We start from the raw sequence: 21,343 nt of genomic DNA on the forward strand, positions 1-21,343 counted from the left end.
CGGCCTGCCGTTTACGCCGGGAGTCGGGCCTGGACCAGCGCCGCCAGCCTGGGCAGGATGGCCCGCACCTCTTGACCGGCCGTGCCGCGCAACTGGCGGTACATTTTCTTGAAGGTCTTGTTCTGGCTGTGCTCGGCGCGGGCGTCGGTGACCGACAGCATGGCCTCCTGGATATCCTCCTCTCGTTGGCTGACAAACCGCGGGAAATCGGTTTCGTCACTGGCGAGAAAGGCTTGGAAGTGCGGTTCGAGCGCTTCGCAGAAATCCGGCAGCAGGCGGTTGATCACCACCGGCAGAATGTCGGGCCGGTTGGCCTTGGCCATTTTCAATGCGGTGCGGATGCCCGCGCCTGACAGACCCTTGCGCTTGGCGATCTGGTCTTCGACCACATCGCTCACCTGCGCGACAACCGTGTCGCGGTAATCCTCTGCCAGTAGAATATCTGCAAGCTGCATGTCGCCGTTGATCTCCGTCAGAACGTGATGCGAGGCGGCGCGACGGCGAAATGGGTCACGGAGTTCGTGAATCGCCAATGCGGTTTGTTAACGTGACAGCCCGCTCGTCCCGGGTCGGCAAAGTGCCGGCGTCAACGGTCGAGCGTCGAGCATCGATAACAGCTGCGCCACCAAGGATTCGGATGAGTGAAAACGGCGGCAAGCCTAGCATACGGCGGTTGAAGACCCGCCCCCGCGATCGCAACTGGGCGATGACGCGGATGGGACTGTCAGCAGGTGCCCATTTTGCAGCCCATTCGGTGGGTAATTTCTTCCGTTCGGGCTCGGATCGAGACGAGCGCAACCGGCAGTTCTATCAACAGCAGGCCCAGTTTCTGGCCGAGCAGCTGGGCGAGCTGAAGGGCTCGGTCATGAAGGCCGGCCAAATGCTGTCGCTCTACGGCCAGTACTTCCTCCCGCCCGAGGCCGTGGATGTGCTGTCCGGCCTGCAGGATGACACCACGCCGGTGGACTGGTCGTTTCTCCAGCCGGTGATCGAGGACCAGCTGTCCGCTGCGCGTCGGGCCGAGTTGGAGATCGACGAGCGACCGATTGCCGCGGCTTCGCTGGGTCAGGCTCACCGGGCACGTCGCAAGTCCGACGGGCTGGAGCTGGTGATCAAAATTCAATACCCCGGCGTGGCCGATGCCATCGACAGCGACGTCAAGACCATCGTCCGGCTGCTGTGGCTGTCCAAAATGGTGCCGCGTGAGTTGTCGCTGGACCCGGTGATTGCCGAGGTGCGGGACATGCTCCGGCGGGAAGTGGACTACGAGCATGAGGCGCGGGCGACCCAGGCCTTCGCGGCCAAGCTGGCCGATGACCCGCGTTTTGTCGTGCCCCGAATCCTGCCCGAGTACTCCGGCCGGTCGGTGCTCACCATGACCTACGAGCAGGGCGTGGCGTTGCGATCCGAGCAGGTGCGCAACCTGCCGCAGACGCAGCGCGCTGAACTGGGTCGCTCCTTCATCTGGCTGTTCCTGCGCGAGTTCTTCGATTGGAAGATGGTCCAGACCGACGCGCATTTCGGGAACTACCGTGTACGTCTGTCAGAGGGGCAAGCGCCACAGCTGGTACTGCTGGATTTCGGTGCAACCCGACACTTCTCCTCGGCATTCGTGGCCGGCTATCGCGAGGTCGTGGCCGGCGCGGTCGAACGTGATCAACAGCGGCTTGTCGCCGGTGCCGAGTCGATTGGATTGATGAGCAGCGGGTTTCCGGCCGACACGCTCAAGGCGTTTGCCGAGCTGTGCTACACCATTGTTGAGCCGTTCATGATCGGGACCGACCATCCACCACCGGCTGCCCTGGTCGGGGATCTCGGGTACCGCTACGGCCAGACGGACCTGCCGCGCCGCGTCACGCAGCTGATGTCGCGCGCGGCGCTTTCGCGATATTTTCGAATCCCACCGCGTGAGATCGTGTTTCTACATCGCCGCATGGCGGGTGCATTCATCGCCCAGACCGTGCTGGACGTGGAGTGGGATGCCCGCGAGCTGGTGCTCGACGCGCTGGGGGCGGCGGCCGACGAGGCCACCTGAAAGCGCACCATCACAACAACAAGCAGAGAACGGGAGAGAGCATGAAATTTCAGCAATCGCTGCAGTACAACAAGCCATCGGACGAAGTCATCCAGCTATTCGGTGACCCCAGCTACTTCGAGCGCAAGTTCCAGAAGCTCAATGCGCTGGCCTTCGACGTGCTGGATCAGTCCAGCACCGGTGACCAGTTCTCGATCAAGATGAAGCTGACGTTCCCGCTGAGTGTGCCGGTGCCGGGTTTCGCCAAGAAGGTGGTCGGTGACACCACCACGCTCATCGAGCAGGACAGCTGGGATCTGGCCGCCAAGACCGGCACGCTGTCGGTCGATATTCAGGGCGCTCCGGTCAAGGCGGTCGGGCAGATGAAGCTTGTCGACCAGGCCGGCGGCTGCGTCAATGAAATCAGTTGGGATATCAGCTGCTCGGTGCCGCTGATCGGCAAGAAGATCGAAAAGCTCATTGCCGATGACATCCAGGCCAAGGGTGCTGACGATGCACGTGTCACCAATGAACTATTGGCAGACAACGCCGGCGCATGACGGAATCCATGCCAAGCGCGCAGGGCGACGATGCGCCGCCAAGCTTCTGGCAAACCGTCGGCAGCGTGCTGGCGGCGTTCTTCGGCGTACAAAGCTCGCGCGCACGCAAACGTGACTTCACGCGCGGCCAGCCCTGGCACTACGTGGTGATGGGGCTGGTCGTGACCATCGTCTTTGTTGCCGTGCTGGCCGGCCTGGTGCGGCTGGTGCTGACCGTCGCCGGTGTTTAGACCCGTGTTTCCCTAGCCGTCTGCCTGACTGAGCTGCTTGAGCTGATAAAGCGCGTCCAGCGCCTGGCGCGGAGACAAGGCATCCGGATCGAGGGCCGCCAGGGCATCAAGCAGCGGCTGATCCGGGTGCTGCTCGGGCGCTGGGGTGGCCGGTTGCTGTGACGGTTCGAATAAGCCGATCTGCGGCCCACCGGCGCGATGGTGCTCGGCTTCCAGCTGCTTGAGGTAACGCTGGGCCGCGCGCACGACGGGCCGAGGCACGCCGGCCAGCGACGCCACCTGCAGTCCGTAGCTTTGGTTGGCCGGGCCGGGCTTGACCCGATGCAGAAACACCAAACGCCCACGGTGCTCGGTGGCGTCTAGATGCAGATTGACGGTGGTGGGCCACTGCTCGGCCAGTTCCGTTAACTCGAAGTAGTGGGTGGCAAACAGCGTGAAACTGCCGATGTCGGTGGCCAATGCTTCGGCAGCGGCGCGCGCCAGTGACAGGCCATCGTAGGTGCTGGTGCCGCGGCCGATTTCGTCCATGAGCACCAGGCTGTTAGGCGTGGCGTTGTTGAGAATGTTGGCGGTTTCCTGCATCTCGACCATGAAGGTCGAGCGACCACCGGCCAGATCATCCGCCGCGCCTATACGGGTGAAGATGCGATCAATCGGGCCGATCCGTGCGGACTCCGCAGGGACATAGCTGCCGGTATGGGCCAGCAGCACGATTAATGCAGCCTGGCGCATAAAAGTGGACTTGCCGCCCATATTCGGGCCGGTGATCACCGCGAGTCGCTGCGTGTCGTCCAGGTTGAGGTCATTGGCGACAAAGGGCTCCGTGGTGGTCTGCTCGACCACCGGGTGACGCCCCGCGCGGATATCGACTCCCGGCTCGTCGTCCAGCTGCGGTGCGGTGAAGTGCAGCGCGTTGGCCCGTTCGGCCAGGCAGAGCAGGACATCCAACGTGGCCAGGGCCTGTGCCGCCCGGGACAGTGGCTGCATGTCGGCGGCGATGCGCTCCAGCAATTCGGCGTACAGCTGCTTTTCGCGTGCCAGCGCGCGTTCACGCGCCGAGAGCACCTTGTCCTCGAACTGCTTGAGCTCGGGTGTGATGAAGCGCTCGGCGTTCTTGAGTGTTTGCCGCCGTGTGTAGTCGTCTGGTGCTGCGCCCGACTGCGAGCGCGGCAACTCGATGTAGTAGCCGTGCACGCGGTTGTATCCCACCTTCAGGCGGTCGGCACCGAGTCGCTGCCGCTCCCGTGCCTCCAGGTCGCGCAAATAGCCGTCCGCGTTGCGAGACAGGCCGCGTAGCTCATCGAGCTCGGCATCGAAGCCTTCGCGAAGAACGCCGCCGTCTCGAATCAGCAGCGGGGGTTCATCAATGATGGCGCGCTGCAGCAGGTCTGCCAGCACGTCATGCCGGCCCAGTGCCTGGATACAGGCCTGGGTCAGCGGGGCTTGGCACACCGACAATGCATCGATGAGTTCGGGCAGGCAGGCCAATGTGGTCGACAGGCCGGTCAGGTCTCGTGGGCGGGCGGAGCGAAGCGCCACCCGGCCGAGGATCCGTTCCACGTCGGCCACCTGACGCAGGAGATGCCGCGCGGTGTCGGCGGCCACCCCGGGGGCATCTGCCCGCATGAAGTCGCCGATGGCGGCATGGCGGTCACGCAGCACGGCACGGTCACGCAGTGGCCGACCCAACCAGCGCCTGAGCTCGCGGCTGCCCATTGCGGTCTTGCACTGATCCAGCAAGCCCACCAGGCTGAACTTGGCGTCACCGGCCAGCGACTGCTCGATCTCCAGATTGCGTCGCGTCACGCTATCCAGGAGCAGCGCATCGGAGGGCTGTTCCAGGCTCAGGCCCGACAACAGGGGCTGTGCATCGCGTTGGGTCTCGGCGACAAAGTCCAGCAGCGCGCCGGCCGCTGCCACAGCAGCGGTGCAATCCTCGCAGCCGAACCCGTCCAGGTTCTTGACGCCGAAAGCGCTGCAAACCCGATCGCGTGCGGCATCCGGGTCGAAATGCCACGGTGGGCGGCCTCGGCAGGTGGCCGTCGTGTCGACCTGAACATCTTCCGGTAACAGCAGTTCGGCCGGGTTGAGCCGGGCCAGCTCGGCCTGCAAGGCTTCAGTGGTCGGTGGCTCGCTGAGCACGAAGCGTCCGGTGGATAGCTCCAACCGGGCCAGGCCCCATCGCCCGTCCAGTTCACAGGCAGCGGCGAGCAGGCTTTCCCGTCGTGCATCCAGCAACGCCTCGTCGGTGAGCGTGCCGGGGGTCACGATCCGCACCACCTTGCGCTCGACCGGGCCCTTGCTAGTGGCCGGATCTCCGATCTGCTCGCAGAGGGCGACCGACTCGCCCAGTCGGACCAGCCGCGCCAGGTACTGCTCGACCGAGTGATGGGGGACGCCCGCCATCGGAATCGGTTGTCCGGCCGACTGGCCGCGATTGGTCAGCGTGATGTCGAGCAGCTCGGCGGCGCGTCGCGCGTCGTCGTAGAACAACTCGTAAAAATCGCCCATCCGATAGAACAGCAGCAGGTCGGGATGTTGCGCCTTGAGCCCGAGATACTGCTGCATCATCGGCGTATGGGCGGTGCTGGACTTCGTCACGTTGGGTCTGGGCTGGCGATCAAACGCGATATGCTAGGGCAACGCTGATCGATCCGCATTGCCTCGGCGGCCGCGGGTGCTGGCCGACCCCGCGTTGCAAGGCACGATCAGTCGATTGCAAGCTGATGTCCTTTGTCCCGACTCCGGATGTTCCGCATGCCAATCACTTCCGCGATGGGCGCTCAGGTCGCGACGCTGGCCGCCCTGCTGCAAGCCCGACGAGCGACGCTGGCGACGGCCGAATCCTGCACGGGCGGTTGGGTGGCCAAGGCGCTCACAGACCGTCCAGGCAGCTCGGCCTGGTTTATGGGCGGCATCGTCTGCTACTCGAACCAGGCCAAGCAGGATTTGCTCGGCGTGCCTGCGGCGATGCTGGCCGAGCATGGTGCGGTGAGCGAACCGGTGGTGCAGGTGCTGGCGGCCGAGGCCCGGCGCCGCTTGGGCGCCAGCCTGGCGGTTAGCATCTCCGGCATTGCCGGGCCGGGTGGGGGCAGCGCGGACAAGCCTGTCGGGCTTGTGTGGTTTGGCTGGGACGATGTGTCCGGTTCCAGCACGGAATCCCGTGTGTTCGAGGGAGGCCGCGAAGCGGTTCGGGAACAAAGCGTGCGTCACGCGCTGGCGGGTTGCATCGCACGCGCAGAATCTATGGCACAATGCGCCGACTACTGACGGAATAAACAGTATGGATGAGAATCGTAAGAAGGCTTTGGCCGCCGCGCTAACCCAGATCGAGCGCCAGTTCGGTAAGGGGTCCGTGATGCGGATGGGCGATGCCGGTGCATCGCGGGATATCGCCTCGGTCTCCACCGGCTCACTGACGCTGGACGTGGCCCTGGGCATAGGTGGCCTGCCACGTGGTCGCGTCGTCGAAATCTACGGACCGGAGTCTTCCGGTAAGACCACGCTAACGCTGCACTGCGTGGCCGAGACACAGAAGGCCGGTGGCACGGCCGCGTTCATCGATGCCGAGCACGCGCTGGACCCGCAGTACGCCGCCAAGCTGGGCGTGAATGTTGATGACCTGCTGGTCAGCCAGCCCGACACGGGTGAGCAGGCGCTGGAGATTGCCGACATGCTCGTGCGTTCCAACGCCGTCGACATCGTGGTCGTCGACTCGGTGGCCGCCCTGGTCCCCAAGGCGGAAATCGAAGGCGAGATGGGTGATTCCCATGTCGGCTTGCAGGCACGGCTCATGAGCCAGGCGCTGCGCAAGCTCACGGGCAACATCAAGCGCTCGAACACCATCGTCATTTTCATCAACCAGATCCGTATGAAGATCGGTGTCATGTTCGGCAGCCCGGAAACCACCACCGGTGGTAATGCGCTGAAGTTCTACTCCTCCGTGCGCATGGATATTCGCCGCATCGGTTCGGTGAAGAAGGGCGACGAGGTCATTGGCAACCAGACGCGCGTGAAGGTCGTCAAGAACAAGATGGCCCCACCATTCCGTCAGGCGGAGTTCGAAATTCTCTACAACGAGGGTGTGTCCCGCCTGGGCGAACTCATTGATCTGGGTGTCGCCAACAACATCATCGACAAGTCCGGTTCCTGGTACAGCTACGGCAGCGACCGGATCGGCCAGGGCAAGGAAAACACCCGCGTGTACCTCAAGGAGCACCCGGAGATGGCCGAGGAAATCGAGGCCAAGGTTCGCGCAATTCTGCTGCCCAAGCAGAACCCCGAGCTGGCAGAGGCGGAAGCCGCCGAAGGTTGAGCATGACGGCTGAACCCGCAACCGCTGATGTCGTACGCGACAAGGCGGTTGCGCTGCTGGCGGCTCGCGAGCATTCCGCTCGCGAGCTGCGGCAGAAATTGCGAAAGCGCTACCAGGATCACGACCTCATCGATGAGGTGATCCAGCAACTCGTGGAGGCGGGCTACCAGTCCGATGCCCGCTTTACCGAAGCGCGGGTGCGGGCCTCGCTAGCCAGAGGCCACGGGCCGATGAAAATACGAGCCTTGCTGCGCGAAGCCGGTATCGATAGTCACCTGGTTGATGCGGCCATTGAGGAAGCGGCACCCGACTGGCGAGACTTGGCCCGCGAAGCGCTGCTTTCCAAGTTCGGACCATCGCCGGCCAGTGACCAACGCGAGACCGCTCGACGTGCCCGGTTCCTGGCCAGCCGGGGGTATCCCTCCAGCGTGATTGGCGACCTGTTGCTGGGGTAGGCCTGCCGGGGGCGGTGGTTGGACGTGTTTAGAGCGGGACGACGACGCGCGAGGATGTCTTTGGCGTGGTTGACCGTGCGCTAGTAGGGCAGGCTGTCTAACGGCAGGCGTAGCGCGCGCTGATTCTCATAGGCTTGCAGCCGGTGGGTGGCGTCATCGGTTGGAATCCCTAGTTTATTCAGCTGCTTGATCGCGGATTGTTGGGCTGCGATGGCAGTCCGCCACTGGCCCGTTTCTGCTAGCGCAGCGGCGTGAATCTCGTGCCAGGCCGCTTCGTCAAGATAGCTCTGCTCGATGGAGTTGATCAGGTCGAGCGCGCGACGGCCCTCGCGTGCGGTGTCGTCGTCAATCGTCGCCAGCAGCCATGCGAGTCGTGCTGTATCCGTTGGGCGACCGCCCAGCGCGCTTGCGCCGCGTATGTAGAAGATCGCCTCAGCGGGTGAATCCGATCGAGCGGCCTGCGTGGCGAGATCGCGCAGGGCGTCAGGCTGTCCGTGTGCGGCTGCGATGCTGCGCCACCGGTCCGCCTTGGTCGGGTCTGCCTTGCAACCCCGGCCGCTCCGTAGGCGCTGACTGACGTCGTACATGGCGTCGCGCAGGCCGTGGACTGCAGACGAGTAAAGCCACTGCAGTGAGGTGCTATCGCTGAGCGATGCATGATCGGTCGGTAGCGATTCAATGGCCCATGCCAGTCTGTACATCGCGGTGACATCACCCTCATGGGCCTGTTCCTCGAGGTGCTGAATGACATCCGCCAACATGTGCTCGTGACGAGCACTACGGTTATTGCTGAAGTTGAACCGCTGTGAATACGTCCGCGTGAGGCCGGTACGGCGAAGCGTGAATGTCCAGTGTCTGAGGGCATCGGCCGCCGCTCTGGCAAATTCGGGTTCCGTACTTGCAATCAAGCGCAAGTCTCTCGGATGCCCGTGATCAGGCAGCAGAAACTGGATTTGGGCCCAACCCTCGACGCCACGACTGGCGAGTCGGGGGGGGATAGCTCGGCGCGGTTCGCTCGATGGCCGTGAGATTGCGAAGACTCTTCCAGTCTTCCGAATCGGCATCCGATGTCTCATAGTCGGGTTCGATGCTCTGCATGACCGCCCGCTCCGAGAATTGAGATGTCCAGGATTCAGCCAGTTTGTGAGCGAGCGCCAGTTGCGCGGAATCCTTCAGCAGCGCTTCCGCTCGTGCTTGTAACGCCTGGGCCTGCGAGTCGCCTTGCGAGGCCGCCACAGTCAGCCAAGCGTAGGCGGCGGGCAGGTTGCGATCACCTCCCTCGCCCTTGACCAGCATGACCGCCAGATTTCTTTGGGCAGACGCCTGCCCAAGATGCGCCAAGTCTTCGAATCGTGCCCTGGCGCTTTCAAACGCTTGATTGTTATAGGTGCCGAGTGCGAATTCGAACGGCCCGCCAGGGCTGGCTGCTGGGGCTGACGGGCTTGCCGAGACGCGCCCCGCGCATGTCAGCAGGACGAGCCCGATGAAAACGCCGGCTCCACCCTGGCGTCGAGTGTGATTTCGTCGGCGGACAGGCATTCGGGTAAAGGCGCGCATCGTATCCATCCGGAATGGTCGAAGTTTGGGATTTGCTGCTGTCCTACCGTATCCTTTCGCGCCTTTTTCACCTAGCCAACACCGGCCGAGCATGATCACACTCGCGCAAATTCGACAGCAGTTTCTCGACTACTTTGCCGAGCAGGAACACGCCGTCGTGCGGTCCAGCTCGCTGGTGCCGGGCAATGATCCGACCTTGTTGTTCACCAATGCAGGGATGGTGCAATTCAAGGAAACATTTCTTGGGCAGGAACGTCGGGACTACAGCCGTGCTGTGAGTTCGCAGCGCTGTGTCCGTGCCGGTGGCAAGCACAACGATCTCGATAACGTCGGCTACACCGCGCGGCACCACACGTTCTTCGAAATGCTGGGTAATTTCAGTTTCGGGGATTACTTCAAACGCGAAGCCATCCACTTTGCATGGACCTTTCTGACCGAGAAGCTGGGTTTACCGCCCGAAAAGCTTTGGGTCACGGTGTTTGAAGAAGATGACGAGGCTGCATCCATCTGGCTGGACGAGCTGGGAGTTAGCCCCGAGCGCTTCTCGCGGATCGGCGCCAAGGATAATTTCTGGACCATGGGCGATACGGGGCCCTGCGGTCCCTGTTCGGAAATCTTCTACGACCATGGACCCGAGGTTCCAGGCGGCCCGCCGGGAACGCCCGAAGAAGACGGCGACCGTTACATCGAGATCTGGAATCTCGTGTTCATGCAGTACGACCGGGCGGCCGATGGCACGCTGGCGCCGCTGCCAGCACCGTCCGTGGATACCGGCATGGGCCTGGAGCGTTTGGCCGCCGTGCTCCAGGGCGTGCATTCGAACTACGAAATCGACTTGTTCCAGGCCTTGATCCGGGCCGCCGGCGCGATTGCCGGCCAGAAGGATCTGGAGCATCCCTCGCTCAAGGTCATCGCCGACCATATCCGGGCCACCGCATTCCTGATCGTCGACGGCGTGCTGCCGTCCAATGAGGGCCGTGGTTTTGTCCTGCGGCGGATCATGCGTCGGGCGATCCGGCACGGGTACAAGCTGGGGATCGACGAGCCATTCTTCGACAAGCTGGTCGCGCCGCTGGTGGAGCAAATGGGCGCGGCCTACCCCGAATTGGCCAACGCCGCATCGCATGTGGAGCAGACCATTCGCCGCGAGGAGCAGCGCTTTGCCGAGACCCTGGCCCAGGGCATGCAGCTACTGGAAAGCGCGCTGGCCGAGGTGGACGGCCAGGTGCTGCCGGGTGAGGTGGCCTTCAAGCTCTACGACACCTATGGATTTCCGGTCGACCTCACCGCCGATGTCTGCCGTGAGCGCGATGTCACCGTGGACATGGCCGGTTTTGAGTCCGCGATGGAAGCCCAGCGCCAGCGTGCACGCGCGGCCAGCCGTTTCGGCGCGGCGGAATCCGCCGTGGCGGTGACCGAGGCGACCGAGTTTGTCGGTTACGCCGAGGTCGAGGGCCAGGGTCGGGTCACAACGCTCATCGTCGACGGCGACATAGTGGAATCCATCCAGCCGGGACAGTCGGCCATTGTGGTGTTGGATTCGACACCGTTTTACGCCGAGTCGGGCGGCCAGGTGGGCGATACCGGCGAACTGCGCTGCGGCGAGACCGTGTTCCGTGTCACCGATACCCGCAAGCAGCCGGGTGGGGCCTTTGGCCATCACGGCTCTGTGACCGGGGGGCGCCTCGCCGTCGGTGATGTGGTGGACGCGCGTATCGATAGCGCGCGGCGGGCGGCCATCATGCGCAACCATTCGGCGACGCATCTGCTGCATGCGGTGTTGCGCGAGACCCTGGGCGAACACGTGGCGCAGAAAGGCTCTCTGGTCGCTCCAGATCGTCTGCGCTTTGACTTCTCCCAGCCGGAGCCGGTCACAGCCGAGCAACTGGCCGAGATCGAACAGCGTGTGAATGCGCGCATTCTCACCAACACGGCGGCGCAGACCCGCGAGCAAAGCTATGACGATGCCATCGCCTCTGGCGCCATGGCCTTGTTCGGAGAGAAGTACGGCGACAAGGTCAGGGTGCTCCAGTTCGGCGAGTTCTCGACCGAACTCTGCGGCGGCACGCATGTCCAGCGTTTGGGTGATATCGGCCTGTTCAAAATCACCTCGGAATCGGGCGTGGCCGCCGGGGTGCGCCGCATCGAAGCCGTCACCGGGCTCGACGCCCTGGACTGGGTTCGTGGTGCGCAGGCGCGGCTGGACGGCATCGCCGGGCTGGTCAAGTCCTCACCGGATGAAGTGGAAGGCAAGGTGGCCGGTCTGGTCGAGCGTAGCCGCCAACTGGAGAAGGAGCTGGAGCGACTCAAGGGCAAGCTGGCGTCGTCACAGGGCTCCGATCTGGCGAGTCAGGCCGTAGAGCACGGCGGCGTCGCAACGCTGGCCGCGCGCCTGGATGGCGCTGACGTCAAGACGCTACGCGACACGGTCGACCAGCTGAAAAACAAGCTGGGTACCGCCGCCATCGTGCTTGGAGCGGTGCAGGGCGAGAAGGTCTTGCTCATCGCCGGCGTGTCCAAGGACGCGACCGCTCGCGTGAAGGCGGGCGATCTGGTCAACATCGCGGCGGCTGAAGTCGGCGGGCGTGGCGGCGGCCGTCCCGACATGGCGCAAGCAGGTGGCAGCCAGCCGGAGGGACTCGACACCGCGCTGGATGCCGCGCGGCGATGGCTGCAAACCCAATTGGCCACGGAGGCAGATGCCTGATGGCGTTGTACGTACAGAAATTTGGCGGGACATCCGTCGCCACGGTCGAGCGCATCAAGCATGTCGCCAGCAAGGTGGCGGCGAGTCGGGCGCAAGGCCACAAGGTGGTGGTCGTGGTGTCGGCCATGTCCGGCGAGACCGACCGGCTGATCGGCCTCGCCCGCGAGGCCAGCGCCCAACCTGAGCCGCGTGAAATGGACGTGCTGCTGTCGACCGGCGAGCAGGTCACCATTGCGCTATTGGCCATGGTGCTGGAGCAGATGGGCGTGCCCGCGCGGTCCTACACCGGCGGGCAGGTGCGCATCGTCACCGACGAAGCGCATGGCAAGGCCCGTATCCAGTCCATTGATCGTGAACGGATCGACGCTGATCTCGAAGCCGGTCGCATCGTGATCGTGGCGGGTTTCCAGGGCGTGACCGAAGACGGAGACATCACGACCCTGGGGCGCGGAGGCTCCGATACCACGGGGGTGGCGCTTGCCGCCGCGCTCAAGGCCGACGAGTGCCAGATCTTTACCGACGTGGATGGGGTGTACACCACCGACCCGCGCGTTGAACCCCGCGCCCGCCGTATGACCCGCATCACCTTCGAAGAGATGCTGGAAATGGCGAGCCTGGGCTCCAAGGTGTTGCAGATTCGCGCCGTTGAATTCGCTGGTAAGTACCGCGTGCCCCTACGCGTGCTATCGACCTTCCAGGATGGTCCCGGCACGCTGATTTCCCTCGATGAGGAAGACGAAATGGAACAACCGCTGATCTCCGGGATCGCGTTCAATCGGGATGAAGCCCAGGTCACGGTCAAGGGCGTGCCCGATCAACCCGGTATTGCCTCCTCGGTGCTGTCGCCGGTCGGACAGGCGAACATCGAAGTCGACATGATCGTGCAGAACGTGGGTTCCGACGGGACCACAGACCTCACGTTTACCGTGCATCGCAATGACTACGAGCGCACCCTCGACGTGCTGCGGGCGGCCGCCGAACGCGTGGGTGCAGGCGCGGTGCTCGGCGCCGTGGATATCGTGAAGATTTCTGTGGTCGGAGTGGGTATGCGCTCACACGCGGGCATCGCCGGACGCATGTTCGAGACGCTGGCGCATGAGGGCATCAACATCCGAATGATCTCGACCTCCGAAATCAAGATCTCGGTTGTTGTTGAAGACAAGTATCTCGAACTCGCCGTGCGAGCCCTGCACGCTGCGTTCGGATTGGACATCGAAACCGCGATCTAACACGCCGCCGGCGTTCTGATATTCTCGGAAGCCTTGGCAAGGGGCGTCACGAGACGGCCCAAAGGGACCTTGGGACGGCAACATTGCGGTCTGTACATGGAGTACAAGCATGCTCATTTTGACCCGACGTGTCGGCGAGACAGTCATGATCGGTGACGAGGTCACCGTCACGGTTCTGGGCGTCAAAGGCAATCAGGTACGTCTTGGCGTCAACGCACCGCGCTCGGTCGCAGTGCACCGACAGGAAATCTACGACCGAATCCAGAAGGAAGAAGCGGCCAACGAGCCCGTCGACGAATAAGCGGCTGGCCCTCAAGCGCCGCGCCGCGTACAATCACGCCCGCTTTGGCTGGCGCGACACCCGCGACATCCAAGCCAACCCTACGGAGAAGTGGCCGAGCGGCTGAAGGCGCTCCCCTGCTAAGGGAGTATGGGGTTTATAGCCTCATCGAGGGTTCGAATCCCTCCTTCTCCGCCAAATGAGAAAGCCCCGCGCCAGCGGGGCTTTTTCGTTTGGTGGGGAAGGGGATTTGGATGAGAGCCCCCGGTTCGACGATTGGGCCAGGACGGCCCAATCGGACGCGGGAGCGCAGCGACGGCGCCGCGCAGCGGCGAGGGCCAGGATGGCCCGAGTCTATCCCTCCTTCTCCGCCAAATGAGAAAGCCCCGCACCAGCGGGGCTTTTTCGTTTGGYGGKGAAGGGGATTTGGATGAGAGCCCCCGGTTCGACCGATCTGCCGGGAGCAGATCGGCGCGAGCGCAGCGAGTCCGCAGGACGCGGCCCAGGGATGGGCCGCGCAATCCCTCCTTTTCCGCAATGATTAAGCCCCGCACCAGCGGGGCTTTTTCGTTTGGTGGGGAAGGGGATTTGGATGAGAGCCCCCGGTTCGACGATTGGGCCAGGACGGCCCAATCGGACGCGGGAGCGAAGCGACGAGGGCCTGCGCGGCCCGAGTCAGCTCTCCGTGCGCCGGGGAGTCGCCTTGCTGTTCAATCATGCGGGAAGGGTGCCGGAGCGAGCGCCTCGGCTCGGACAGCGGCGTCAGTGCGCCGCTGCGCGGTCTAGCCCTCAGATGGTGGCAGGCGAGCGGTCCTTCTAGGTGCTTGCGTTTGTGGTCTCAGGCCGCTCCAGGGTCGATCCGACGCAAAACCGGTTCCGACCGTCCCGCTTGGCTCTGTACATCGCTTGATCGGCTTGGCGCACCAGCGTCTCGGCTTTGGCCTTCATGTCGCCGCTACGGAAGTCTTGTGGGCTGGGCTGGAATCGCACCACGCCGGCCGAAGCTGTCAGGCGGCCATCGATGCCATGGGGGTGTGCGAACTTGGCCTGTGCCAGCTTCAGCATGAAGGATTCGAGTCGCTCCGTCCCTTCGTTGGGCTGGGTTTCCGGATGAAAAACCAGGAACTCTTCGCCGCCCCAGCGCACGACACCGTCACTTGCGCGCTTGTACACCTCGCGTAGCAGCCGGGCGGTGAGTTGCAGCGCTTCGTCACCCGTGTGGTGCCCCGAGGAATCGTTCAACTGCTTGAAGTGGTCCAGGTCGATCATGGCGATTACGAACGGCTTGAGCGTTCTGATCGATCGAGCCAGGTCCTTTTCCAGCAGCTCGGCGCCGTGCCCCCGCTCCAGCGTGTCGGTCAGGTCATCAGTTGTGGCGTCGCTCATCGTCCCTAACCAGGAGGCCGCCAACTGCGCCGCATGCCGCGCCTGTCGGGTCTGGTCTGGGGTCAACAGTCGGGATGCGCTGGAGTAAAGACACAGCTGACCCGAAAGCTCGCGGTTGCCGTCGACATCAACACGCCACGAGGAGAAGTGCCGAAAGCGCCGCGAGCGCCCGGCGGCCGTCGTGCCACGAAATTGCCTGGCGCCGCGGATACTGGGCGCCTGGAAACTCTGGGCATTGAGAGCCAACGTCAGCTCGCTGAGCTCGCGAATGTCATCGCGATCCGCCGGTTCGAGCATGAGTCCAGGCTGCGTATCGGTTTGAGGGCGCAATGCGTGACCACGCGGTTCAAAGTGCGCGACCTCCACATCGCAGGCAGCGCGAACCAAACCCAGCAACCAGCCCATGCTTTCTGACGCGCTCATTGGTTGTTGTGCGCTTTGCTGGGCGGTAACGGTCGTCGGGTTCGGTTTCATCTCGGGTCAATTCAGAATGGAGGGAGACACAGCCGCAGGCTGACTGCAGCAATGCACATCCAGAACAAAAGTTCGGAGGCGCACGGCTACTGGATTCAAGCCCTCATTCGGGTCGAGCACGCAGCATGACTGCGCAAGGATACGCAAGGCATTGTCTGCCGGACGCGTTGGCCCGATAGGCGGACGATTTTCGTGGGTGAAGTCTAGAGGTTGTCCACGAATTGTTCCGTGGCGACGAAGACCTGCTCGACGTCTGTGAACCGTGCGGAGATGCTTTGATCCTGCGTCTTGGCCGCCTCGCCGAGGGCTTCCAGGGCTTGGCAGAGTTGGGTGGCGCCCGCTGTTCTTGCCGAGCCCAGTATCCGGTGAGTTAGTGCCTCGATTTGTCGCCAGTCACGGCGGCCAATGGCAGGGGATAACTCAGACAGCGTTGCTCGGTTGGTGTCAATGAACAGGCGCAGCGTGCTCCGCAATTGTCCCGGGTCTTCTCCCAGCTCTTCGATCAGATAACGGGTGTCGATGGGGACGTCATGCCGCCGAATGTCGGTGGACGTGGTGGCAGGGATGGTGGTTGCTGAGTCCAGGATACGGCTGAGCGCCGCATTCAGTCCCTCCAGGCGGATGGGCTTGATCAGATAGTCAGTGGCGCCGGCTTCCATGGCATGTTCGCGATTGAAGCGTTGCGTATGCGCAGTGGCGACCAGAATCGGGATGTGCTGATTGACCGTGCCCTGAGCTCTGACGGTGCGACAAAGCGCGAGACCGTCCATCCCCGGCATTTCCAGATCCGTGATCATCAGCGCATAAGGCCTGGTGCGGAGGTGCTGCAATGCCGCTTCGGCGCACTCACAGCTTGTGACCTGATACCCCAGTCGCTCCAATTGCCGGGTCAGCACGGTACGGTTTACCGGATGGTCCTCAACCAACAGAATGCGGTGCTGCTGTTCCTCGATCAGCGCTCTCGAAGCGGTGGACGTGGCGGGAGGGCTGCTGGTGTTGGTGACGGCCAACAAGGCCTCCCGCAGCTGGTGTCGACTAACAGGGCGTTGCAAGCTGGACGTGGCTCCGCTGGTCGCGCGGATGCAAAGTTGCCGGAGGGCTCCGGGCGCTTCTTCAATTTGCAGATCGGCTGCCTGCGTCGTAACGCGCAGCTGCTCGGCTTCCAAATAACTCTCCAGAATCGATTGCTCGTCCGGGTTTTTCAGCTGAGCAAGGTTGATGGTCAGCGGCCCCAGGCCGAGTGGCAGGCTGCCGCTCTTGACCGGCTTGAGCGGCAACTGCATCGAAAAACAACTGCCATGACCTGGATGGGAGTCTACGCGAATGGTTCCGCCCATTAACTCAACAAGCCCTCGGCAAATCGACAGCCCCAGTCCGCTCCCGCCGTACTGACGGCTGGTGGAACGACTGGCTTGGGCGAAAGGCTCGAACAAGCGTTCCTGGGCCTCCGCTGCGATGCCGATGCCCGTGTCTTCAACCGCGATCATCACGCCCTGGTCGGTTGCCGGTGTGACACGAATCAACACCTGCCCCTGCGACGTGAATTTCACGGCATTGCTAATCAAGTTGAGCAGGACTTGGCGGAGTCTTGAGGCGTCCCCCAGGTATTCGGTCGACAGTTTCGGGTCGATGTAGACCAGCAGCTCCAGTCCCTGTTGCAGGGCGCGGACCCACCAGGTGGTCGCGGCTTGATGGACAACATCGGCAAGCACGAACGCTGAGGATTCCAAATCGAGCCGCCGTGCCTCGATTCTCGAAATGTCCAGAATGTCGTCGATGACTGCGCGCAGGGCCTCTGCAGAGTCCAGTGCTACGCGGACTTGCTCACGCTGGCCCGCGGTCATCGGGGCGTTCCAGAGCAGCTCGAGCATGCCGAGTATGCCGTTCAGCGGCGTGCGAATTTCATGACTGGCCATGGCCAGATACTCGGACTTGGCCTCGCTTTCAGACTCGACCTCCGCCAGCGACTCCAGCCGGTCGGCAAGCCATCTGGCGCTTTGCTTCAGGGCGTCCACCTCGTCGGTGGGGGCCAGGCCCGCCGGTGCTGCGCGGCCAATGGTCTTGCGCGCGGCATCGAACGCGTTCTCCGCCAACAGTGGTAGCGCCGTGGTGACGTTGCGGAGTCGATTCAACGTCGGCGAGATCAGCCACATCACCGCCAATAGCGAAACCAGCAGGCCCGCTCCAGACACCAGCGCTGTACGTCGGCTGGCTTGTTGTACCGCAGCCTGGTAGTCGCTGACATCCATCGCGAGCACGATGGCGGCTTCGCCCGTCTGCTGCCAGCCGATGACCTGAGAAGACAGCACCCAGTGGGTGTCATCGGCGCGAACGCGGAGGGCCGTCTGGTCTGGGGCCTGCAAGCTGGCTTGTGAGAATACCTGCAGCCAGGGCTGCAAGAAATCGGCTCGGCTCATCGCCAGCACGTTGCGCCCAAACAGGCGAATCGGGCCATCGGATTGGGAGGCGGTGAGGATCAGATCGATACCGAGCACCTGATGCATGCGCTGGAGCACGACCACCAATGGTTCGCTGATACGAGCGACCCGAATCGCACCCGAATGATGAATCACCGGTAGCCAGACTTCGATTCGACACGCGTCCGCGCATTCCAATGAGCGTTCTGGCGCCCCCCTGTTCACGGTGTCTTGCACCTGCTCCCTGCGCTCGGACTCGGAGAGTCGAACCACCGGGTCGTCACCCCAGCTGGCCAGTTCGGATCCCCGCTCATCGTAGAGGTGGAATGAGCCGACAGAAGCCAGCAGCTCGGCCGCGATGGCCTGTTCAACCGCGCCGGGGCCGCCCGCATCTTCTGGGATGGACGCAGCGATCTGCGCCGCGAGTTGCGACAAGGCATCGACTGCGGCATCCAGCTGCGGCTGTAGACCGAGCGCCGCGCGTTGCAGCTGCTTGGTGATGAACTGGTGGTTGGCCTGCGTGGTCGCCCGGTATTGATGCAGGCCGACGCTGGTTTGGGTGACGCCCAGTACCAATACGAGGATGCCGAGCAGCTTGAATCGTAGGCCCAAGCGTTGTGTCGGTGCCAGGATGGGCCGTCTGTGCTGATTGCGATGTCGCACGGGGCGTTGGCCTAAAGGCTTGCGCGGCGGTTAGAAGCGATAACCGGCCATGATCAGCAGGGCGTGCCAGGGTGACTCGCGATCACTGTCGGGGTTGTCCAGCGCCGGTACGGTGCCGCTTCCGTTGATGGCATGCCATTCGCCTGAAATGCCCCACTGGGAATCAATTTGCCAACGCAAACCGGTTGCGGCGGCGCGTCCATAGCGTGTGTGTGCCGGCAGTCCTGTGGCGCTGGCAAAAGCGGATCCGTCGCGGTCGTTCCGATCCAGAAATCGCGCGCCGAGCCGCGCGAAGCCGGTCAGGCCAGGTGAGAACCGGTATTCGCCTTGCAGATAACCGCCATCGGATCGGGTGGTGGTCTCCCCGGAAAACGTGACCAATGAGTACTCACCAAACAGGCTCAGCCGCGCAAGATTCCAGCGTGCAGAGAACAGTGCGATGCTCGCATCAAACATTTGTGGCGGCATGCCCTGGAGCGAAAGATCCAAGCGTGCCGTGAGCAGCGTGGCCGCTGTTCTGAAGACGCCGGCCTGCCAATCCGTCATGGCCCGTGTGACCGAATAGCGGCTGACACGGACATCGCCCGCCGGGGGTGTGCCACCAAACAGTTCGCGTTTTTCGTCCTCGGACAGCGTGAAGTTCAGCGCGTAATTCATGGTGACCTGGGTGAAGTGCGCGCCGTGATCGAACTGCCCATAGAGCTGCACTCCGTCCACGGAGAACAGCAAGCTGCGCAATCCTTCGCCGTCGTAGTAGATGGATTGCGGCAGCAGGATGCTCGGGCGCGCGAAGACCACATCGCGTGTTTCGTTGAACAGTCCGAACGGGTTCTTGACGCGACCGAGGCGCAGTCCGACCTCGCGGCCGTCGGTGGCCATCTGCTGCAACGCTAGGTCTGCAAACAGAAAGTCCACCCGCGGTGAGCCGTCATCGACGGCGCCGGCCCGGCGCGAGAGCAGCTGGCCTGAAATACCGAACCCGTTGAGAGGCTGCCACTGCGCGTTGATGCCCATTTCCCGCAGATCGAAGCTGCCATCCTGGCTGTCGCCGAACAGGTTGTTGCCATCCGTCAAGACGAAGCCCTGTGCGGCAAAGCCATGCACCTGATAATCGGGGCGAAGCTCGGCCTGGCCAGTTGTGGCGGCCAGGCTTGCAATGAAGGCGATCAGGCTTCGATTGATCATGGAGTCTCCCCGTCGGTAGCGGGCTGGGTGTCGGCCAGCAGGCTGACCGGTCCCTCGATGTGCTTCCTGCGGTGCACGATGTATCCAATGGCGCCAGGCGTCTGGCGCACGCGCCGGCGCATTTCTTCTGCGCTTTGAACTTCAATGGGCGCAAACCCGGTGCCGGTGAAGACCAAGCGGTCCCAGATCGCCCGAAGTACGTAGGGGAATGTGCCGAGCATGTGCTTGCAGAAGTGCTGGTGATCCCGACTGTGGTCGGGAAACACGAAGACCTGCACGCGTTCTCCGTCGGGCCAGCTGCGCTGGCGCATCGAGAACAGGGCGCGCAACGTGTCTTTCTTGAATCCGGCATCAACGCGTTGCGGATGCGTGATGATCTCGATGTCCGGATCGGAGTCACCGTCTTGCGTCCACGATGTGCCGGGCGCCAGCAGGATCAGGCTGCCCAGCAGTACGCCCAGCGCCCCCCGCGTCCGTGCGACGATTCGCAGTGCTTTCAGCACGCAGAGGGGTGGCTCACACCCAAGGCTGCGATGGACTTGTGTTGCTGCGACCAGTCCAGCAACTGGCCAATGGGCATGGGCTTGGCGATGAGATATCCCTGGACCAAATCGCAGTCCAGTTGTCGGACCATCTGAAGCGTCAGCGCATCCTCAACCCCCTCGGCCACACAGCGCAGTTCGAGGCTGCGTGCCAGGCGGCAGCTGGATTCCACGATGGTTCTGGCTTCAGTGTCTTCCCGCATCGATGCGACAAATGATCGATCGAGCTTGATTTCCCCGAACGGAAACTGGCGAAGCTGGCTGAGTGTGGCCTGTCCGGTTCCATAGTCGTCCAGCGACAAGGTGACACCCGCCAGGTAAAGGCGGGACGCGACATCGAGCGCCCGGGTCAGGTCGTTGATCACGTCAGATTCAGTGAGCTCGAAAACCAGCTGATTCGGGTTGACGCCTCGACTTGTACAGAGGTCGATCACGAACTCCGGCAGATCCACTCGATGCAATGTACTCGCCGCGATATTGATCGACGCCGTCAAAGTCAGGCCGTGCTCATTCCATGTGGAGAGCGCGTTGATCACCTCGGTGATGACGTGTTCGGTCAGTTCGTTGAGCAGTCCATGCGTTGTCGCAAACGGGATGAACAGATCAGGAAACACCGGCCCGTATCCGGGCAATGTCCAGCGGCTCAGCGCTTCGACGCCGACCAGCTGTCCCGTGTCCAGTGCACATTGCGGCTGCACATGGACCTGGATCTCGCCGTCACGGATGGCGGCGCTCAGCCGGTCCACGCTGAGCTGGGCCTGCGGGCGATCGATACTGGGTCGCGGGCCTTGATTCCAGGCCACCAAGACCTGGTCGAAGTCATGGGTTGTGAGCGGTTTGCTCAGCGTGCCCAGCAGCCAGAGACCATGGGCGGACACCAAGTTACCAACGACGCGCAGCAGCTTGTCGCTAATGGCCGAGATGAGCACGATGCCGCATTCCGCGTGCTCTGGAGACAAGCCCCGTAGCAAGGTCACGCCATCTTCATCCGGCATGCCCAGGTCGCAGAAAATCAGGTCCATGCGCGCGGAATCCGACAGGCATGTCCGGGCCTCCTCCACCGAACCCGCGGTGAGGACGGTCGAGACTCCAAGACGTTCAAGCCGACGCTTGACCACGTCGCATGTAAACGGGTCGTCGTCGACCACAAGCACGCGTTGCGGCAACCGAGACTCCAGGTTCTGCGCAGTTGTCATCTTGCTCCACACATGGTTTCGCAGAACGAGAGCTTACCCACAGGCCGTCAACGCCGTGTGAAAACCGGCCCGTTCCGTCTGCAGGCAGCAACCGGGCGACGCGAATCGATTAGTGTTTCCCTAAACTGGTGGC

General features: G+C 63.1%; 18 protein-coding genes, 1 tRNA gene and 1 pseudogene. 10 read left to right on the forward strand and 10 right to left on the reverse strand.

What is annotated here, in order from left to right:
* Positions 1-11: 11 nt before the first annotated feature.
* Positions 12-455, reverse strand: coding sequence for a DUF6918 family protein (locus tag DEH80_RS07165; RefSeq protein WP_133249147.1), 444 nt, complete (start codon positions 453-455; stop codon positions 12-14).
* A gap of 218 nt (positions 456-673) precedes the next feature.
* On the opposite strand from DEH80_RS07165, the gene DEH80_RS07170 reads away from it, so the two are divergent.
* Genes DEH80_RS07170 through DEH80_RS07180 form a run of 3 tightly spaced genes read left to right on the forward strand, consistent with a single transcriptional unit; the run spans position 674 to position 2,804 of the window.
* Positions 674-2,035 (forward strand): ABC1 kinase family protein, encoded by a 1,362-nt coding sequence (locus tag DEH80_RS07170; protein WP_243412768.1) that lies wholly within the window; start codon positions 674-676, stop codon positions 2,033-2,035.
* A 41-nt stretch (positions 2,036-2,076) separates the two neighbouring features.
* The gene (locus DEH80_RS07175; protein ID WP_109719789.1) at positions 2,077-2,574 is read left to right on the forward strand and encodes a DUF2505 domain-containing protein; all 498 of its coding nucleotides are present in this window, start codon (positions 2,077-2,079) and stop codon (positions 2,572-2,574) included.
* A gap of 8 nt (positions 2,575-2,582) precedes the next feature.
* The gene (locus DEH80_RS07180) at positions 2,583-2,804 is read left to right on the forward strand and encodes a DUF2970 domain-containing protein (protein WP_109719902.1); all 222 of its coding nucleotides are present in this window, start codon (positions 2,583-2,585) and stop codon (positions 2,802-2,804) included.
* Between the two features lie 12 nt (positions 2,805-2,816).
* Here DEH80_RS07180 and mutS read toward each other — a convergent pair whose 3' ends face one another.
* Entirely contained in the window at positions 2,817-5,375 is a 2,559-nt protein-coding gene (gene mutS / locus DEH80_RS07185) for a DNA mismatch repair protein MutS (RefSeq protein WP_109719903.1), read from the reverse strand.
* 186 nt (positions 5,376-5,561) lie between these two features.
* Here mutS and DEH80_RS07190 point away from each other — a divergent pair, with 186 nt between their 5' ends.
* The 3 genes from DEH80_RS07190 to DEH80_RS07200 are packed head-to-tail and all read left to right on the forward strand — an operon-like array spanning position 5,562 to position 7,574.
* The gene (locus DEH80_RS07190; RefSeq protein ID WP_109719904.1) at positions 5,562-6,074 is read left to right on the forward strand and encodes a CinA family protein; all 513 of its coding nucleotides are present in this window, start codon (positions 5,562-5,564) and stop codon (positions 6,072-6,074) included.
* A gap of 13 nt (positions 6,075-6,087) precedes the next feature.
* Positions 6,088-7,119, forward strand: a complete 1,032-nt coding sequence (recA, locus tag DEH80_RS07195; RefSeq protein ID WP_109719790.1) for a recombinase RecA — start codon at positions 6,088-6,090, stop codon at positions 7,117-7,119.
* A gap of 2 nt (positions 7,120-7,121) precedes the next feature.
* The gene (locus DEH80_RS07200; protein ID WP_109719791.1) at positions 7,122-7,574 is read left to right on the forward strand and encodes a regulatory protein RecX; all 453 of its coding nucleotides are present in this window, start codon (positions 7,122-7,124) and stop codon (positions 7,572-7,574) included.
* 80 nt (positions 7,575-7,654) lie between these two features.
* Here the strand turns inward: DEH80_RS07200 and DEH80_RS07205 are convergent, their stop codons facing one another.
* From DEH80_RS07205 to DEH80_RS17560, 3 genes and pseudogenes are all read right to left on the reverse strand, one after another.
* Positions 7,655-8,335, reverse strand: coding sequence for an SEL1-like repeat protein (locus DEH80_RS07205; RefSeq protein ID WP_243412770.1), 681 nt, complete (start codon positions 8,333-8,335; stop codon positions 7,655-7,657).
* Positions 8,336-8,425: 90 nt separating this feature from the next.
* A pseudogene (locus DEH80_RS17795) lies at positions 8,426-8,572 on the reverse strand (energy transducer TonB); the annotation flags it as partial.
* The gene (locus DEH80_RS17560) at positions 8,508-9,224 is read right to left on the reverse strand and encodes an SEL1-like repeat protein (RefSeq protein ID WP_243412771.1); all 717 of its coding nucleotides are present in this window, start codon (positions 9,222-9,224) and stop codon (positions 8,508-8,510) included. The gene DEH80_RS17560 and the pseudogene DEH80_RS17795, both read right to left, overlap by 65 nt.
* On the opposite strand from DEH80_RS17560, the gene alaS reads away from it, so the two are divergent.
* The 4 genes from alaS (at position 9,223) to DEH80_RS07225 (ending at position 13,545) form a co-directional block, all read left to right on the forward strand.
* Positions 9,223-11,838: an alanine--tRNA ligase gene (gene alaS / locus DEH80_RS07210; protein ID WP_207774516.1), complete on the forward strand. Its 2,616-nt coding sequence runs from the start codon at positions 9,223-9,225 to the stop codon at positions 11,836-11,838. The genes DEH80_RS17560 and alaS overlap by 2 nt on opposite strands.
* Complete coding sequence (locus tag DEH80_RS07215) at positions 11,838-13,067, forward strand: aspartate kinase (RefSeq protein WP_109719793.1); 1,230 nt, start codon at positions 11,838-11,840, stop codon at positions 13,065-13,067. Before alaS ends, DEH80_RS07215 begins: the two co-directional genes overlap by 1 nt.
* Before the next feature lie 109 nt (positions 13,068-13,176).
* Positions 13,177-13,368 (forward strand): carbon storage regulator CsrA, encoded by a 192-nt coding sequence (gene csrA / locus DEH80_RS07220; RefSeq protein WP_109719794.1) that lies wholly within the window; start codon positions 13,177-13,179, stop codon positions 13,366-13,368.
* Between the two features lie 84 nt (positions 13,369-13,452).
* Positions 13,453-13,545, forward strand: a tRNA-Ser gene (locus DEH80_RS07225).
* Positions 13,546-14,163: 618 nt separating this feature from the next.
* Here DEH80_RS07225 and DEH80_RS07230 read toward each other — a convergent pair.
* The 5 genes from DEH80_RS07230 to DEH80_RS07250 form a co-directional block, all read right to left on the reverse strand.
* On the reverse strand, positions 14,164-15,156 hold the full coding sequence (locus tag DEH80_RS07230; protein WP_165831347.1) for a GGDEF domain-containing protein: 993 nt from the start codon (positions 15,154-15,156) through the stop codon (positions 14,164-14,166).
* 254 nt (positions 15,157-15,410) lie between these two features.
* Complete coding sequence (locus tag DEH80_RS07235; protein WP_109719796.1) at positions 15,411-18,236, reverse strand: ATP-binding protein; 2,826 nt, start codon at positions 18,234-18,236, stop codon at positions 15,411-15,413.
* 81 nt (positions 18,237-18,317) lie between these two features.
* Positions 18,318-19,472, reverse strand: a complete 1,155-nt coding sequence (locus tag DEH80_RS07240) for a translocation/assembly module TamB domain-containing protein (protein WP_109719797.1) — start codon at positions 19,470-19,472, stop codon at positions 18,318-18,320.
* A complete protein-coding gene (locus tag DEH80_RS07245) occupies positions 19,469-19,975 on the reverse strand; it encodes a type 2 periplasmic-binding domain-containing protein (protein ID WP_207774517.1) in 507 nt (168 codons plus the stop codon). Before DEH80_RS07245 ends, DEH80_RS07240 begins: the two co-directional genes overlap by 4 nt.
* Positions 19,969-21,210 (reverse strand): EAL domain-containing response regulator, encoded by a 1,242-nt coding sequence (locus DEH80_RS07250; RefSeq protein WP_109719798.1) that lies wholly within the window; start codon positions 21,208-21,210, stop codon positions 19,969-19,971. The genes DEH80_RS07245 and DEH80_RS07250 overlap by 7 nt, the downstream gene beginning before the upstream one ends.
* Positions 21,211-21,343 lie beyond the last annotated feature (133 nt).

Source organism: Abyssibacter profundi (assembly GCF_003151135.1).
GTDB lineage: Bacteria > Pseudomonadota > Gammaproteobacteria > Nevskiales > OUC007 > Abyssibacter > Abyssibacter profundi.

What these genes read in the sequence shown, in the direction of transcription:
- DEH80_RS07165 (WP_133249147.1), bottom strand. Translation starts at nt 455, where the DNA reads ATGCAGCTTGCAGATATTCTACTGGCAGAGGATTACCGCGACACGGTT.
- DEH80_RS07175 (WP_109719789.1), top strand. Translation starts at nt 2,077, where the DNA reads ATGAAATTTCAGCAATCGCTGCAGTACAACAAGCCATCGGACGAAGTC.
- DEH80_RS07180 (WP_109719902.1), top strand. Translation starts at nt 2,583, where the DNA reads ATGCCAAGCGCGCAGGGCGACGATGCGCCGCCAAGCTTCTGGCAAACC.
- mutS (WP_109719903.1), bottom strand. Translation starts at nt 5,375, where the DNA reads ATGATGCAGCAGTATCTCGGGCTCAAGGCGCAACATCCCGACCTGCTG.
- DEH80_RS07190 (WP_109719904.1), top strand. Translation starts at nt 5,562, where the DNA reads ATGCCAATCACTTCCGCGATGGGCGCTCAGGTCGCGACGCTGGCCGCC.
- recA (WP_109719790.1), top strand. Translation starts at nt 6,088, where the DNA reads ATGGATGAGAATCGTAAGAAGGCTTTGGCCGCCGCGCTAACCCAGATC.
- DEH80_RS07200 (WP_109719791.1), top strand. Translation starts at nt 7,122, where the DNA reads ATGACGGCTGAACCCGCAACCGCTGATGTCGTACGCGACAAGGCGGTT.
- DEH80_RS07205 (WP_243412770.1), bottom strand. Translation starts at nt 8,335, where the DNA reads ATGTTGGCGGATGTCATTCAGCACCTCGAGGAACAGGCCCATGAGGGT.
- alaS (WP_207774516.1), top strand. Translation starts at nt 9,223, where the DNA reads ATGATCACACTCGCGCAAATTCGACAGCAGTTTCTCGACTACTTTGCC.
- DEH80_RS17560 (WP_243412771.1), bottom strand. Translation starts at nt 9,224, where the DNA reads ATGCTCGGCCGGTGTTGGCTAGGTGAAAAAGGCGCGAAAGGATACGGT.
- DEH80_RS07215 (WP_109719793.1), top strand. Translation starts at nt 11,838, where the DNA reads ATGGCGTTGTACGTACAGAAATTTGGCGGGACATCCGTCGCCACGGTC.
- csrA (WP_109719794.1), top strand. Translation starts at nt 13,177, where the DNA reads ATGCTCATTTTGACCCGACGTGTCGGCGAGACAGTCATGATCGGTGAC.
- DEH80_RS07230 (WP_165831347.1), bottom strand. Translation starts at nt 15,156, where the DNA reads ATGAGCGCGTCAGAAAGCATGGGCTGGTTGCTGGGTTTGGTTCGCGCT.
- DEH80_RS07240 (WP_109719797.1), bottom strand. Translation starts at nt 19,472, where the DNA reads ATGATCAATCGAAGCCTGATCGCCTTCATTGCAAGCCTGGCCGCCACA.
- DEH80_RS07250 (WP_109719798.1), bottom strand. Translation starts at nt 21,210, where the DNA reads ATGACAACTGCGCAGAACCTGGAGTCTCGGTTGCCGCAACGCGTGCTT.